This is a genomic window from Chitinophaga sp. 05T412 (assembly GCF_056396465.1).
In genome coordinates, this window is sequence record NZ_JBFTLN010000014.1 from 75439 (window position 1) to 89341 (window position 13903).

Annotated in this window: 12 protein-coding genes and 1 pseudogene; 6 read left to right on the plus strand and 7 right to left on the minus strand. The window is 44.5% G+C overall.

The window, feature by feature from the left end; all coding sequences use genetic code 11:
* Positions 1 to 51: 51 nt before the first annotated feature.
* The gene (gene dtd, locus AC1DFM_RS26405; protein WP_477079767.1) at positions 52 to 504 is read right to left on the minus strand and encodes a D-aminoacyl-tRNA deacylase; all 453 of its coding nucleotides are present in this window, start codon (positions 502 to 504) and stop codon (positions 52 to 54) included.
* Between the two features lie 96 nt (positions 505 to 600).
* Between dtd and AC1DFM_RS26410 the strand changes: the two genes are divergently transcribed.
* The 3 genes and pseudogenes from AC1DFM_RS26410 to AC1DFM_RS26420 all read left to right on the plus strand — a co-directional run bounded on the left by AC1DFM_RS26410 (position 601) and on the right by AC1DFM_RS26420 (position 3239).
* A complete protein-coding gene (locus tag AC1DFM_RS26410) occupies positions 601 to 1065 on the plus strand; it encodes a hypothetical protein (RefSeq protein WP_477079768.1) in 465 nt (154 codons plus the stop codon).
* 176 nt (positions 1066 to 1241) lie between these two features.
* A pseudogene (gene arfB / locus AC1DFM_RS26415) lies at positions 1242 to 1625 on the plus strand (alternative ribosome rescue aminoacyl-tRNA hydrolase ArfB); the annotation flags it as partial.
* Between the two features lie 78 nt (positions 1626 to 1703).
* Complete coding sequence (locus AC1DFM_RS26420; protein ID WP_477079769.1) at positions 1704 to 3239, plus strand: lipopolysaccharide biosynthesis protein; 1536 nt, start codon at positions 1704 to 1706, stop codon at positions 3237 to 3239.
* Between the two features lie 33 nt (positions 3240 to 3272).
* Here AC1DFM_RS26420 and AC1DFM_RS26425 read toward each other — a convergent pair whose 3' ends face one another.
* Entirely contained in the window at positions 3273 to 3911 is a 639-nt protein-coding gene (locus AC1DFM_RS26425; RefSeq protein ID WP_477079770.1) for an MBL fold metallo-hydrolase, read from the minus strand.
* Positions 3912 to 3972: 61 nt separating this feature from the next.
* On the opposite strand from AC1DFM_RS26425, the gene AC1DFM_RS26430 reads away from it, so the two are divergent.
* Entirely contained in the window at positions 3973 to 7365 is a 3393-nt protein-coding gene (locus tag AC1DFM_RS26430) for a hypothetical protein (protein WP_477079771.1), read from the plus strand.
* 92 nt (positions 7366 to 7457) lie between these two features.
* Here AC1DFM_RS26430 and AC1DFM_RS26435 read toward each other — a convergent pair whose 3' ends face one another.
* From AC1DFM_RS26435 to AC1DFM_RS26455, 5 genes are read right to left on the minus strand one after another with little or no spacing between them, the layout of a single operon-like run.
* Complete coding sequence (locus AC1DFM_RS26435) at positions 7458 to 8129, minus strand: DUF1361 domain-containing protein (RefSeq protein ID WP_477079772.1); 672 nt, start codon at positions 8127 to 8129, stop codon at positions 7458 to 7460.
* Between the two features lie 9 nt (positions 8130 to 8138).
* Positions 8139 to 8510: a diacylglycerol kinase family protein gene (locus AC1DFM_RS26440; RefSeq protein ID WP_477079773.1), complete on the minus strand. Its 372-nt coding sequence runs from the start codon at positions 8508 to 8510 to the stop codon at positions 8139 to 8141.
* Between the two features lie 8 nt (positions 8511 to 8518).
* Entirely contained in the window at positions 8519 to 9850 is a 1332-nt protein-coding gene (creD, locus tag AC1DFM_RS26445; RefSeq protein ID WP_477079774.1) for a cell envelope integrity protein CreD, read from the minus strand.
* Positions 9851 to 9904: 54 nt separating this feature from the next.
* Positions 9905 to 10201, minus strand: coding sequence for a winged helix-turn-helix domain-containing protein (locus AC1DFM_RS26450; protein WP_291920103.1), 297 nt, complete (start codon positions 10199 to 10201; stop codon positions 9905 to 9907).
* Positions 10202 to 10209: 8 nt separating this feature from the next.
* Positions 10210 to 10848 carry a hypothetical protein gene (locus AC1DFM_RS26455; protein ID WP_477079775.1) on the minus strand — a complete coding sequence of 213 codons (639 nt, stop codon included), beginning with the start codon at positions 10846 to 10848 and terminating at the stop codon, positions 10210 to 10212.
* Between the two features lie 135 nt (positions 10849 to 10983).
* On the opposite strand from AC1DFM_RS26455, the gene AC1DFM_RS26460 reads away from it, so the two are divergent.
* Together AC1DFM_RS26460 and AC1DFM_RS26465 are read left to right on the plus strand one after the other, a co-directional pair.
* Entirely contained in the window at positions 10984 to 13491 is a 2508-nt protein-coding gene (locus AC1DFM_RS26460) for a DUF5686 family protein (RefSeq protein WP_477079776.1), read from the plus strand.
* A gap of 10 nt (positions 13492 to 13501) precedes the next feature.
* Positions 13502 to 13894, plus strand: coding sequence for a hypothetical protein (locus tag AC1DFM_RS26465; protein ID WP_477079777.1), 393 nt, complete (start codon positions 13502 to 13504; stop codon positions 13892 to 13894).
* Positions 13895 to 13903: the final 9 nt, after the last annotated feature.

Sequence of the window (13903 nt, forward strand, 5' to 3'; positions counted from 1 at the left end):
GGTTTTATTTATTTTATTAAAGATAATGGATTGACTTCATTGCCACCGGGTTTATTCCCGCTGCTGGGAATCGATGATAATGGTAACAGGGCCATCATTTACCAGCGCTACTTTCATATCTGCCCCAAAAATCCCTCTTTGAATAGTTGTCCCTAAATCTTCTTCCAGTTGCCCGATCATTTTTTCATACATCGGGATAGCGATATCCGGCTTACTGGCACGGATATACGAAGGACGATTTCCTTTTTTGGTAGCAGCGTGTAAGGTGAACTGGCTCACCAATAAAATATCGCCATGTATATCTTTTACAGAAACATTCATGACACCCGCATCATCATTGAAAATGCGGAGGTTCACTATTTTACTGCTTAACCACTGTATATCTTCGATGGTATCTGCATCTTCTATTCCCAACAGTATCATTAACCCCTGTTGAATTTGCCCGGTCACCGCCCCATCTACTGTTACAGAGGCGGAGCTAACCCGTTGTATAACTACTCTCATGGCGCCATTTTAGTGCCGGGAAATTAACGCAAATCGGGCGAATCTGTAACTTTTCTCTGTTACAGCCCGTTTAATGGAAACCAAAATCAATTGTTTATGTCCCAAAGAACTTATCTGCTTCTAGCAGGGTTCATGCTATTTATCTCTTGCGACCCCTGGGGTTACAAACCCACTTGTGAGGGTACCCCTTGTCCGGCTGTTTATAATCCGCCCACTTACGCTTTCAGATTGATAGATCCCGTTACCAGCCATGATCTTGTTTATGGTCCTCATGCACAGATTCCACTGGATAGTATCAAGATCCTGATGACGGACACTGTGCGACAGGTGGGCCAACTCATAGATACACCTCACCAGACAGCAGTATTAACGTTCTACGCAGAAGGACCGGAAACCTTACGGGTTGGCAGACCAGGTAAGATTATAACAGATAAATTAAATTTCACTACCAGGCCCAAAGGCTGCTGTTTTAAAGAAGTATCCGGTCTTACCTTGAACGACAACCCCGTTCCTATAAAACAGGATAGCGCTGGTGTATTCCTGATTCCTTATCCTTTGTAAGCGCTGCTTTAATGCATATCACCTATCCGGCGCCTCACGGTTGCCGGATAGCTTTGTTGCCCTCCTATATTGTTAAAAAGTGGCTCCTGCTCCGCATATTCGCTACAGTTTTAATAAATTGCCCTTCCTAAGTACTTTTTTATATTAAAATTTAAATTCAAATGAACATTAATGTGACCACTGAAATCACGTTCCGTACAGCCCGCAGCGGCGGTAGCGGCGGACAAAACGTGAATAAAGTGGAAACCATGGTAGAAGGTTACTTTGCCGTAATGACTTCTGCCCTGTTAACCCCCGAACAAAAAGCAGTGCTGATGGAAAAGTTAGCCAACCGAATTAATGCTGACGGCCTGCTTCAGGTGAAATCCCAAACTGCGCGGACCCAATTGGGGAACAAGCAGGAGGTGATTACCAAAATGAACGATTTGATCAACAAGGCGTTGATACCGCGCAAAAAGCGGGTGCCTACCCGGCCATCCAAAGCGGCCAGGGAGAAAAGGATCGAATCCAAAAAACGGTTGTCTGACAAGAAACAACAGCGCAGGGGCGGCTTTGAGTAGCCCGGAGTGGGGAATCACTCCCCATAAATCTGGCATTCATAATCCGTAATTCGTAATTTGCATCAAAATATCTGGGAATTGAGTATCAAGAAACTGGCAGGCCAAACGATGTATTATGGGTTGAGTAATATTGTGAGCAAATTGCTCAACTATTTCCTGACCCCTTTTTATCTGACAATTTTAACCCGTGCATCTTTCGGGGAAATGTCTAACGTTTATGCCTATATACCTTTTGCCAATATCGTGTTGACCTATGGCATGGAAACGGCATTTTTCCGTTTTGCCAAAAAGGAAAACAAAACGCATGTATTGGGTACCACTACCATTTCCCTGCTATTATCTACCATCAGTATCACCATTTTATTACTACTGTTGAGATCTCCGGTGATTAATTCCTATGCCGGAGAGTTGGCGGGCCTCAGTGGGCATCCTACCTATTATACGTATGTGGTGCTACTCATGGCCTTTGATGCGCTCACAGCCATTCCTTTTGCACAACTGCGACTGGAAGACAGGCCCGTTAAATATGCCGCCATTCGTATAGCCGGAATCGTTACCACTATCTTTTTCAATATTTTTTTCCTGGTGATTTGCCCGAAACTATATGCATCTGGCATCCACTGGTTACCAGACGTTCAAAACAGCAGCGACCAAACGGGGTATATCTACCTGAGTAATATGCTGGGCAGTGGTGTTACCTTGCTGTTGTTCCTCCCCCAAATCCGCAAAATTGAATGGAAATTTGATATGGGGCTGTGGAAGCAGATGTTGCACTATGCCTTGCCGCTGATTATAGTGGGCATGGCCGGCATGGTGAATGAAACTTTCGACAGAGCCTGGTTTTTACCTCAGTTTCTGCCAGGGAATGATATGGAAGCCAAAAAAGAAATCATTGCCTTATATAGTGCCAATTACAAGCTAGCCATCCTGATTACCATGTTCATACAGGCATTCCGGTTAGGAGCCGAACCATTCTTCTTTAAGCAGGCGGAAAGCGGTGACCCACGGAAAATGTATGCGCGCATCATGAAGCTGTTTGTGATCATGCTCTGCTTTATGTTCCTGTTTGTAAGCCTCTACCTGAGTATCTGGAAGGCTTTTCTCCGGGTACCGTTTTATTACCAGGGGATGCGCATTGTGCCGGTATTGTTACTGGCTAACATGTTCCTGGGCATTTATTATAACCTCAACATCTGGTTCAAACTCACAGACCGCACCAAAATGGGCGCGGTAATTACCATTATAACCGCCGTTATGGCGTTCCTGCTCAATTACTGGTGGATTCCGGTGATGGGTTACTATGGAGCGGCACTGGCTACTATGGTATGTTACTTTATTCAGATGGTGGTGTGTTATGTTTTGGGGCAGAAGTACTACCCAATTCCTTACCATCTCCCCAAACTAATTACCTACGTAGGACTGGCAGTAGGCATCTACTATGTATTCAACTGGCTGAATGTGCTGGTATTATCTCCTAAAGACATATACGCCCTCAAACCCCTTCCCCTCGCAGTAGCAACTGCGTTCTTTGCAGCTTATGCCTGGTTTATTTTCCGGATGGAGAAGAAGGAGTTTGCCCGGTTGCCGGTAATCGGGAAGTATATCTCGAAATAGCGATTAGCCGCTGCTGTTAGGGCCCCAATATGGTTAGACTAAGAAAGGATTATGTTTCTTTTCGAAGCCAATAGTCGTAGCCGGACCATGACCAGGGAATACCCTTACCTCGTCTGGCAGCACAAACAGCTTTTCCCGGATGCTTTTCAGCAGGGTGCTGTGATTACCACCGGGCAGGTCGGTACGGCCAATGCTCTGGTAAAACAATACATCTCCACCTATGACAAATTGCTGGTCGGCGCAATAGAAAGACACACTACCAGGGGAATGGCCCGGTGTAAGCAATACCGTTAGTTCGTTGGTTCCAAAGGGAATGATTTCGCCTTCCTGCAGGTAGCGGCCAGGCATGGGAGAGGGGTCAAAAGGAATGTTGTAGAGGGCGGCAGCATTCTGGGAATTGTCCAACACTGGCTGTTCCAGCTCATGGAACTCCGGACGCACTTTATACGTATCTGCTACGAGCTTATTACCAAATATATGATCAAAGTGACAGTGCGTATTCAATAATCTTATAACATTTAACTCGTGCGTTTGTATATATTGTAATAATTCTTTTCTTTCGTCCTGAAAATAACATCCTGGGTCTATAATTATACAATCCTTTTTACCGTTAATAAGCAGAAAGGTGTTTTCTTGTAATGGACCAAAAGTGAATTGTTGTATTTCAATCATTGTTACCCGGTTTTTTTAGGCTAATTTTAAAACAGATCACAATATTATCAATACTTTCTGTATGAACAGATTTATTACCAGGTTATTATTCCACGGTACCCTATTACTTGGAACGATAGTATCGCAAGCCCAGACTAATACAGTAGAATTCGGCCAAAATCGTGTGCAGTTCAAGAACTTTAAGTGGAGATACTATCAAAGCCGGCATTTCAATACCTATTTTAGTCAGAACGGACTTGAACTTGGTAAGTATGCCGCCCAGGTAGCCGAAAAGGAACTACCCCAGCTGGAACAGTTCATGGAAAGTAACCCCAGACAACGCATCAATATTGTGGTCTACAATTCGTTTGGGGAAATGAAGCAATCCAATATAGGGATTGGCGTAGAATGGCAGAATACCGGCGGCGTAACGAAGCTGGTAGGCAACAAAATGATCGTTTACTTTGATGGCAACCATGAGCACCTGCGCCGGCAAATAAGACAGGGTATAGCCCGTATTATGCTGGAAACATTGCTTTTTGGGGAAGATATCGGCGAATTTGCCGGTAACGCCGCCCTTATAGATTTCCCGAAATGGTTTACGGACGGCTTTATAGGGTATGCTGCCGAAAACTGGACCGCGGAGCAGGATGAAGAGCTGAAACTGATCATTATGTCGGGCAAATACAGCAACTTCAATGCCCTCGCCTATGATCATCCCTTTCTGGCAGGTCAGGCTTTCTGGTATTATGTAGAGAGCAAATATGGGAAAGATGCCGTACCCTATCTCATGTATATCACCCGTATTAACCGCGGACTGAAAAAAGGATTTGAGCAGGTACTGAACAAAACCCCTAAAAAAGCAACACAGGACTTCTTTGTTTTCTACCAGAAACGCTTCCAGGAAGATAACCGTAGAAGAAAAACATCTGCTAAAGGCCGCACCATTGTGGCACAGGAAATAACTCCCAAATCAGAATTCTATCGTTTCAATCCCAACCCTAAAAATAATTCCTACGCAGCAGTAGAGTTTAAGAAGGGTGTTTACCGGGTACAAATACAACTTGGCTGGAACAAGCCTAAAGTATTGCTTCGCAGCGGCGTGATGCAACTGGCCAACCAGGTGGACCCCAACTATCCACAGATGGCCTGGAACACCAAAGGCAATCGCCTGGCGGTGATCTATGAACATGAAGGCAAAACCAAACTGATGATCTATGACCTGGTGACCCGTACCACACTACGGCAGGAGCTGAACCAGTTTGACCGGGTAATTGACTTCAAATACATGCCAATACAGGAAAATACGTTGTTACTCTCTGCCGTGAAAAATGGCCACACCGATATTTTCACCTATAATATCAGCAATTCCAAAACAGATCAGATCACCAACGACGTATACGATGACCTGGACCCTTCTTTTGCCGCCTTCCCTGGTAAAAGCGGTATCCTCTACTCTTCCAACCGGCCTTCGCCCAAAGGAAGAGGCTCAGATACTTCGCTGATGAATCGTCCATTCAATATTTTCATGGTGGATAACTGGAATAAAAGCGCAGAAAAGCAAATCACTCAGCTGACTGATCTCCAGTATGGTAATGCTAAACTGCCCATGCAGTACAATACCACCCACTTCACCTTTGTGTCTGATGCTAACGGTATCCGTAACCGTTATGCCGGATTCTTTAAATCACAGGCCGACGGTGTGGACTCCCTGTTCTATGTAGGATCAGAAATTTTACATAACCCCGAACCGGAAGAACTGGATTCTGCCCTCGCAGCCTATGGCGCCACCGCGCCGGATTCTGTAGAAGCAGTCATGCTGACAAAAGATTCCAGCTATACTTTCCCTATTTCCAACTACCCTTATGGTATACAGGAATCCCGCATTACCGGCGAAAAGGGAGAAGTATCTGAAGTAGTGCAATACGCCAACATCAAACGCCTCATGAAACTGAAGGTAGATACAGTGGTGCTGAAGAAAAGAAATATCAATGCCCGTGCTACCAACTTCAGACGCGCTCAGATGCACGCTGACAGCCTTCGTTTAGGTTTGCCTACCTATATGGCGCCAACAAAAGACACCACAACGCACAACAATTTCTTCCAGAACGAATTTGGGAATGAGCCTGCCGATACCAGTACCGCGATGGCTATAAAGGAACCTGCCTTATTTGAAAAACGGAAAGAAGAAGAACCGCTACTGAAGAAAATGAAGCTCTTCCCGTATAAATTCAAGTTTGCTTCCGACTACCTGATTTTACAATTGGACAACTCCATATTGATCAATAAGTATCAGCCATTCACCGGGCAGCCCAATGGGCCAATCCGCCTTACCAATCCGGTGAACGGATTAATTAAGATTGGCGTGAGCGATTTATTTGAAGACCTGAAATTCAATGGTGGCTTCCGTATTCCGTCTTCCCTGCAAGGGTCTGAATACTTCTTTACGGCCAACTACCTGAAGAAGCGTTTTGATTATAAATTCACTTACTACCGTAAAGTAGATAAGAACCTCGCGCTCATTCTGACTGATCCCACTGATCCTTCGCCGATTAAGATGATCACTAACATTTACCAGGGCGAAATGCGCTATCCATTTGATCAGGTACGGAGTATCCGTTTATCAGCTGGTATCCGCACGGACAAAATGGTGGTACAGGCTAACAATAAACCAGCTTTACAGGTACCAGACAAGAGTGAAACCTACGCATTAGGGCGCCTGGAATATGTGTATGATAATACCATCAACCCGGCCATTAATATCTGGAATGGTACCCGCTATAAAATATATGGAGAAACGAATGCGCAACTCACCAATGGTGGATTGAATGAGTGGGCTTATCCGCCAGGAACAGCGTTTGCACAGGGTCGGTTTACCTATAACATGGGCGTAGATATTCGTCACTACGAGAAAATTTACCGCAACTTCATCTGGGCTACCCGCTTTGCGATGGATATGTCGTGGGGAACACGTAAGCTGCTGTATTACCTGGGAGGTGTTGATAACTGGTTAAACCCACAAATCAACGACAAAAGACCAGTCAACCTGAGCGAGAACTATGCGTTCCAGACATTAGCCGAAAACCTGCGTGGATACAAGCAAAATGCGAGAAATGGTAACAATGTGATGGTATTGAATACAGAACTTCGTTTGCCTGTATTTGCCACTTTTATCGACAAGCCTATCAACTCCGCATTCCTGCGTAATTTCCAGGTGACTTCCTTTATTGATATTGGAACTGCCTGGAATAAAAAGCTGACCTTCAAGGATGCTAACTATGGCTACTACGACGATGGAACGGGTGTTGTTACCCGTATCAAGGAAGGCATCCTGGGACCATTTGTGGGAGGTTATGGCTTTGGCGCCCGTACCACCATTGCAGGTTACTTCCTTCGCGCAGATGCAGGATGGCCAGCCATCGCATTTTTCAGAGGCAGCCCAATTTGGTATTTCGGTATGGGAGTAGATTTCTAAGCACATAAAGCGAAAAACATAAAAGAAAAAGCCATTGCGTAGTATTTGCTACACAATGGCTTTTTCTTTTATGCCTTTCGCTTTATTTTCTTTTAGCCATGTTGTTTCTTCACTAACGGATACATCAAACTGAGGAAAACGCCCATACAGATGGTAAACGCCCAGGCATGGCGATTATCCCAGGGGTGCAGAAAGATATCTCTCATATCTCCCAACAGCATCAGTGGGTCCTTCACCACGTCCCAGCTATTATATCTTAGAAAACGGCCAATATATACGCCTAATCCGCAGAGGAGCATCACAGGAAAAGTAAACAACCAGGCTGGCCAGCGGGAATAGCGCTGGCTCCACATATTTTCCATACTACGAATAGAAACATATCCGAGTATCATACCATTCCAGGCAAAAGAAAAAATCAGAAACAGATCGAACCATAAAGGTACTCCTCCATCAAAGAGGTGAAAGAGGTCTGTAAGTATATAAGGCGCGTTAGGAATGAACAGCAGCCAGCAAACAAAGCAGCCGTACCAGTTATAGCGGTTTTTCATTTGCTCCGGATGCCGCTCCATCCAACGGGTAATGGCAAATGGCACATAAGCCAGGAAGAGGTTCCATATCAGCGTAACCCTGAGGTAGGTTCCACTATGTATAACGCGACATAAAAGCAACGCCAGGCTAAACAGTACAGAGGCGTACAGCGTGTATTGCGGCCGGGAACGGCTGATACGGTATTGTGCTAAACGCAGGATTCTTTTCAATTGCATATGATGTGGTTAAATGGTTTTTAAAATGTACGGGATAAATACGACAGCCCCTATGATGGCGGCAGCGATGGCGGCAATGAGTGTTGCGCCGGCAGCTACATCTTTGACGAACTTCACTGTCGGATGTATTTGCGGTGAAAGGTGATCCATTATTTTTTCAATAGCCGTATTCAGCATTTCTGTGGCCCAAACCAGTGCTATAGATAGTATAATCCATATCCACTCCGGCGTTGCTATTTTATACCAGCAACCGGCTGCTATTACTATTACAGTAGCAACAGCGTGAATGCGTGCATGTGGTTCACTGCGCAGGAAAGCGCCGATACCATTGAATGCATATCCGAAGCTGGCCAACCGTTTGCTGATATAAGAATTTCCCATGTTCGTGTTTATTGAGTAATAGTGTCCGTGTTTTTATGTCCTAATTTATCCCATTTGATGGTGGTGCTGAAGTACATGATCAGGGCCAGGATAATAAAGAGTCCTAAGCTTCCCATCAACAATGCCTGATCTTCCGCACTGATGATCACATAAATAAATCCGTAAACGATGGCGAGTGTAGCGCCAATGCCTGCTGCAATACGGGTGCTTTTAAAGGCAGCAGCCGTATATGCAATAATCAGACCTATCGTTAAGATACTGGCAATAAGGTAAGCCATAATAAAGTTAATTTGTTCTGAAATAGAGATGAGCAAGGTATAAAAAATACAAAGGGCTAAGCCGATGAGGGCATATTGTATTGGATGAAGGGCGCGGCGCTGTGACAATTCGATAAAATAAAATATAAAGAAAGTAAGTCCTATGATGAGAATGGCATATTTCACCGCTCGCATCGACATCTGGTAACTTTCTGCAGGCATAAATAATTTAATACCGAAATCGGCAGAATGGATATTGTACTTTTTGCCTTCCCAGCTCTGGGGGAAGCTACGGCTCAGGTTTTGTACCTGCCAGGTAGCGGCAAATCCTTTATCATCTACGCGTCTTGTTTTAGGAGGAAAGGCTTCGTCAAAGCTGGGGTTCGCCCAGTTGGAATTGATGGCCACGGTAGTAGATTTACCAATGGGAGAGAAAGAGATCCTGCCAGATCCTTTTATGCTCAGTTCCAGTGAGAAGTGGGAAGACAAAGCGCCGGTGTCTCCTGGCGTAATAGCCACTGGCGCCTGAATCCCATTGGCAAACAAATCGTTGCTGACTACTCCCGCAGTGAACACGTAGTTTTTGCTATTCCATGCCATCTGCACCTGGTTGTCGATACCGTGTAAATCGCTGACGCCAATGAGTAAAGTCGCATGTTCCCAGTCTAAGGCGGAAGAAGAGGTGTTGAGCGCGGCGATGTCGGCGCCATTGAAGGCGCCACTCAATTGCAGTTTGGCGTTGTACACGGCTACGTTGAAAATACCACGTTGTAATTTCTCCGGAAGCAATTCTCCGTTAATTTTAAGATTCTCCGGCAGCACGTATAGGTAATTGGTCTCACTTGCGGTCTTGCTTTTATAGGGAATAGCCAGCACCGGACCTGTTATATTTTGTTCATTTCCCCAGCGGCTGGTTACTTCTTTGACCGCTTCCTCCTGCCTGTCGCGACGCTCCAGGATGAGGTTTTGTATCATGTTGGTGGGGATCAGCAATATCATGATCATTACTACAATAATACCTGCTTTAAAGGCGTAGGCGTACCGGTCAAAAAAAGACAGTGGTTCTTGTGTTGAAGGTTCCATATTTTTATTTTTTAAAAAGCACTTTGTATTTCAAAGTAAAAAGACAAAAAAAATTTACTTAGTGAATTTTATCATGTGTTCCAGGGCCGCCAGATGCCCTTTAAAGGCTTTTTCACCGGCAGCGGTAATGGCGTAAGTGGTATTGGTTTTTCGGCCAATAAAACCCTTATGCACCTTCAGATAACCGTTTTCTTCGAGTGTATTGAGATGGGAAGCCAGATTACCATCTGTTACTTCCAGCATTTGTTTAAGGTCGTTGAAATTAACTTCCTCATTCACCATCAACACACTCATAACGCCCAGGCGTATACGGCTCTCGAATACTTTATTTAAATTACCAATTGGGTTCATGCTATTGATTAAATAGTCTTTTTCCGTTCATATTTCCACCACATCAACGCTCCATAAATAATGTGAAGCAATCCGAAGCCCACTGCCCAAAAATAAAGGCCTTTACGCAAAATGAAAAGATTAACTATACCGAGGATGGTTTCACAGATACCCAGGTACCGCACATCTGGTAACGTATATTTACTGGCGTTAATGATAGCCAACCCATAAAACACCAAACAGGTAGGTGCTACCAGCGTTTCCAGGTGATTAAATAACAACCCTGCAATAAAGGCGCCGCCTGCCGCCAGTGGAATAGCGGTATTAATCAGCACTTTCCTCGCAGTCAAATCCCAAATCGGTAAATTATTCTGTCTCGCTTTGCGCCAGGTGAAAAAGGTACCCGCCGCCAGGGCTGCTGCCAACACAGCCAATGCCAATGCTATTAAACGATATTTTAAAATACGGAAATCTGTATCACTATAAGCGCCGGAAATTTCCCACCGGGTATAATATTCCACCAGCCAGACACGCGCTATATAAGCGCCAATCAGTCCGCTGATACCAGCAGATATTCCACTCAATCCACTTAGCGAAATGAAACGGCTGCTCCGCTCCATGAGGCGCTTTATATCTGTTAATGCTTGCAGATGTTGTTGGTCTGTCATACAGAAAAGTACTTTGCAATACAAAGCTAAGAGAAATATTTGAATCTTAAAATATAATTTTTTGTTATAACTGCGTTACCTAAAAGAAAGCAGGCGCTTAGAATAGCGATAAATAATATAATATTGTTGTCAGATATGGTTGGCTGGAAAAGAATATTAGCAATAATCATCGGCGTAAGCGTTTGGTGTTCGGGTTTGATGGCGCAGCAGTACAAGGTTAGTGGAGTGGTTAGGGATGCGCACTCACAGGAAATCATTCCCTTCGCCACTCTTCAATTTGCCCATACCCAAACCGGTATGGTAAGCAACGCGGAAGGTAAATACCTCTTCGAACTAAATGTTATCCCATCAGATTCATTACTGGTAAGGGTAATGGGGTATACCATTCTTCAACTCCCCGTTAACAAAACCCTGAAAGAACAAACTATTAACTTCGACGTAACCCGCTCCGATGTTTCACTGAAAACATATGAAATAAAAGCCAACGTAAACTGGGCACTCATTCTGCTCAAACAAATTATTAAACACAAACCGGAAAATAACTACAATCGCCTCGACAACTACAAATACGAGGTATATAATAAGCTGGAACTGGACATGAAGAATCTCAACAAAGAGAAACTTGGCCGGAACCGCTTCACCAAACCATTTGCGTTCATCCTGGAGAACATCGACAGTACCTCGGAAGACAAGCCCTTTCTACCCATCTTCCTCACAGAAACCTTGTCTGATTATTATTTCCAGTCGAGCCCGCGCAGAACAAAAGAAATTATCAAAGCCGCCCGCACCTCCGGAATCGACAATGAAAGCGTCACAAAATTCCTGGGAAGTATGTATCAGAACATCAACGTATACAACAACTTCATCCCGGTATTTGATAAACAATTTGTAAGCCCGATACACCACAACGGCGCCTTCTACTACGATTACTCTATTGCCGATACCCAATACATCAGCGGGCAACGGTTTATAAAACTAAACTTTACGCCTAAACGAAAAGGAGAGAACACCTTTATCGGCGACCTGTGGGTACACGACACCACCTATGCCGTACAAAAAACCACCCTGTCCGTTCCCAAAGATGCGAATATCAACTTCGTACATAAAGTGAGCATGGTACAGGAATTCCGGCAACTGCACGATAGTTCCTGGTTTCTGTATAAAGATAAATTCATCGCCGACTTCTGGGCGCCAAGCCCCAGACCGGGAAAAACATTTGATTTCATTGGCCGGAAGACAACGACCTATGACAACGTAGTAACGAATGATACCGCCGCCACCAACATCTTCAGTGACAAAAGATACCCGGAACCAGTGGTAGTACTGGATAGCGCCCGCATACGGAAAGACTCCTTCTGGATGGATAATCGCCCCGAAGATCTTAGCAAAAATGAGGAAGGCATTTATAAAATGGTGGATACCCTCCAGAAAATGCCGCTATTCCGGACTTATTCCAATACCATCCGTTTCCTGGCCACTGGCTATAAACCAGTAGGTCCCATTGAATTTGGCCCGTATTACTACCTGTTTTCCCAAAACAGGCTGGAAGGATTCCGCCTGAGAATGGACCTCGGTACCACCCCTAAATTCAATAAAGATTTATACCTCTACGGCTACCTGGCCTATGGCTTCAAAGACCAGGTATATAAAGGAAAAATATCTGCACTCTGGCTGCTGAAAAGACATCCGCGTACGTATATTTACGCCGCTTTCACCAAGGATCTTGACAACGGTACCCACTACTACGACGAGGTAGGTACAGACAACATCTTCACGCTGGCCATCCGCAAAGGCGGTGTTCCACAGAAATTTTTAATGGTAGATGAAAAACGCGTGGAATTCTTTAAAGAATATTACAGCGGATTTTCGCACCAACTGAACCTGATATACAAACAGGTAAGACCTTATGAACCACTGCCCACAGCAGCGTCTTACCCGAAGCTGTCTAACAACCGTGACCCGCTCACCAGCATGGAAGTGGAAGTGAAATTACGCTACGCTTTCCACGAACAATTCCTGGAAGGTAATTACTATCGCATCAGCCTGGGTAGTAAATATCCTATTGCAGAACTGAAACTGGCAGCAGGTATACCCGGCATCGGCAACAGTGGCCAACAATATCAACGCGCTACCCTAAGTGTATCTGACTACGTGAAACTGCCGCCTTTTGGCTCCTTCTACTACAACGTATTTGGTGGTAAAATTTTTGGTACCGTGCCTTATACTTCCCTGGAAGTACATCCKGGTAATGAAATTTACTATTACAACAAGTACGCTTTTAACATGATGAATCGCTTCGAGTTTCTCAGCGATCAATATGCAGGCTTCAACGTGGAACATACTATTGGCAATGGCATATTTGGCTATATCCCCCTGATCAAAAAACTAAAATGGCGCCAGTTCTGGACCGCTAAAGGTGTTATTGGTTCTCTTTCTCCCTCCAATCAACAGCTGAACCTGCACAACGGATACGCCTTCAAAACACTGGAAGGTAATCCTTATCTGGAATTAGGTACTGGTATAGAAAACATTTTCAAATTCCTGCGGGTAGACTTTATCTGGAGAGTAACACCGGATGTAACACCGGGAGAACCTGCCAACAAACGTTTTGGCGTGTTTGGTAGCTTCAAACTACAGTTTTAATTGTTTGCTCATGAAAGATGTAACGCATACACCATTGCTGGAAAGCATCACCCGGGGAGAGATAGATGGCTATCCTTACGATCTGCAACACGACTTCCAATGCATCAAAATACAATTGGATGCAGCCGAAAAAAAGCTGCAACTAAGATTTACCAACGATGACTTTAAAGTGATTATAGACTTTCACCAGGTAACGATGACCAACTTTTCCATCCATCCGGAGAAGACTGGTAGCAGTAGCATATTGGAGCATTTCTACCGTGGAAAATTCAAGTATAATAACAACTTTCATGAAATGACTTCCCAGGGTAAATACTATTATTACCTGGCAATAGGGGAGCAGGATACGATAGAGTTATTTGCTAAAAGTGTTACACTGTCTTTAAGCCGGTTGAACTCCTGATATTAACCA

Excerpts from the sequence above, each read along its gene's own strand:
- AC1DFM_RS26440 (WP_477079773.1), bottom strand. The coding sequence starts at position 8,510 with ATGGGAAATTCTTATATCAGCAAACGGTTGGCCAGCTTCGGATATGCA.
- AC1DFM_RS26435 (WP_477079772.1), bottom strand. The coding sequence starts at position 8,129 with ATGCAATTGAAAAGAATCCTGCGTTTAGCACAATACCGTATCAGCCGT.
- creD (WP_477079774.1), bottom strand. The coding sequence starts at position 9,850 with ATGGAACCTTCAACACAAGAACCACTGTCTTTTTTTGACCGGTACGCC.
- AC1DFM_RS26450 (WP_291920103.1), bottom strand. The coding sequence starts at position 10,201 with ATGAACCCAATTGGTAATTTAAATAAAGTATTCGAGAGCCGTATACGC.
- dtd (WP_477079767.1), bottom strand. The coding sequence starts at position 504 with ATGAGAGTAGTTATACAACGGGTTAGCTCCGCCTCTGTAACAGTAGAT.
- AC1DFM_RS26430 (WP_477079771.1), top strand. The coding sequence starts at position 3,973 with ATGAACAGATTTATTACCAGGTTATTATTCCACGGTACCCTATTACTT.
- AC1DFM_RS26465 (WP_477079777.1), top strand. The coding sequence starts at position 13,502 with ATGAAAGATGTAACGCATACACCATTGCTGGAAAGCATCACCCGGGGA.
- AC1DFM_RS26455 (WP_477079775.1), bottom strand. The coding sequence starts at position 10,848 with ATGACAGACCAACAACATCTGCAAGCATTAACAGATATAAAGCGCCTC.
- AC1DFM_RS26425 (WP_477079770.1), bottom strand. The coding sequence starts at position 3,911 with ATGATTGAAATACAACAATTCACTTTTGGTCCATTACAAGAAAACACC.
- AC1DFM_RS26410 (WP_477079768.1), top strand. The coding sequence starts at position 601 with ATGTCCCAAAGAACTTATCTGCTTCTAGCAGGGTTCATGCTATTTATC.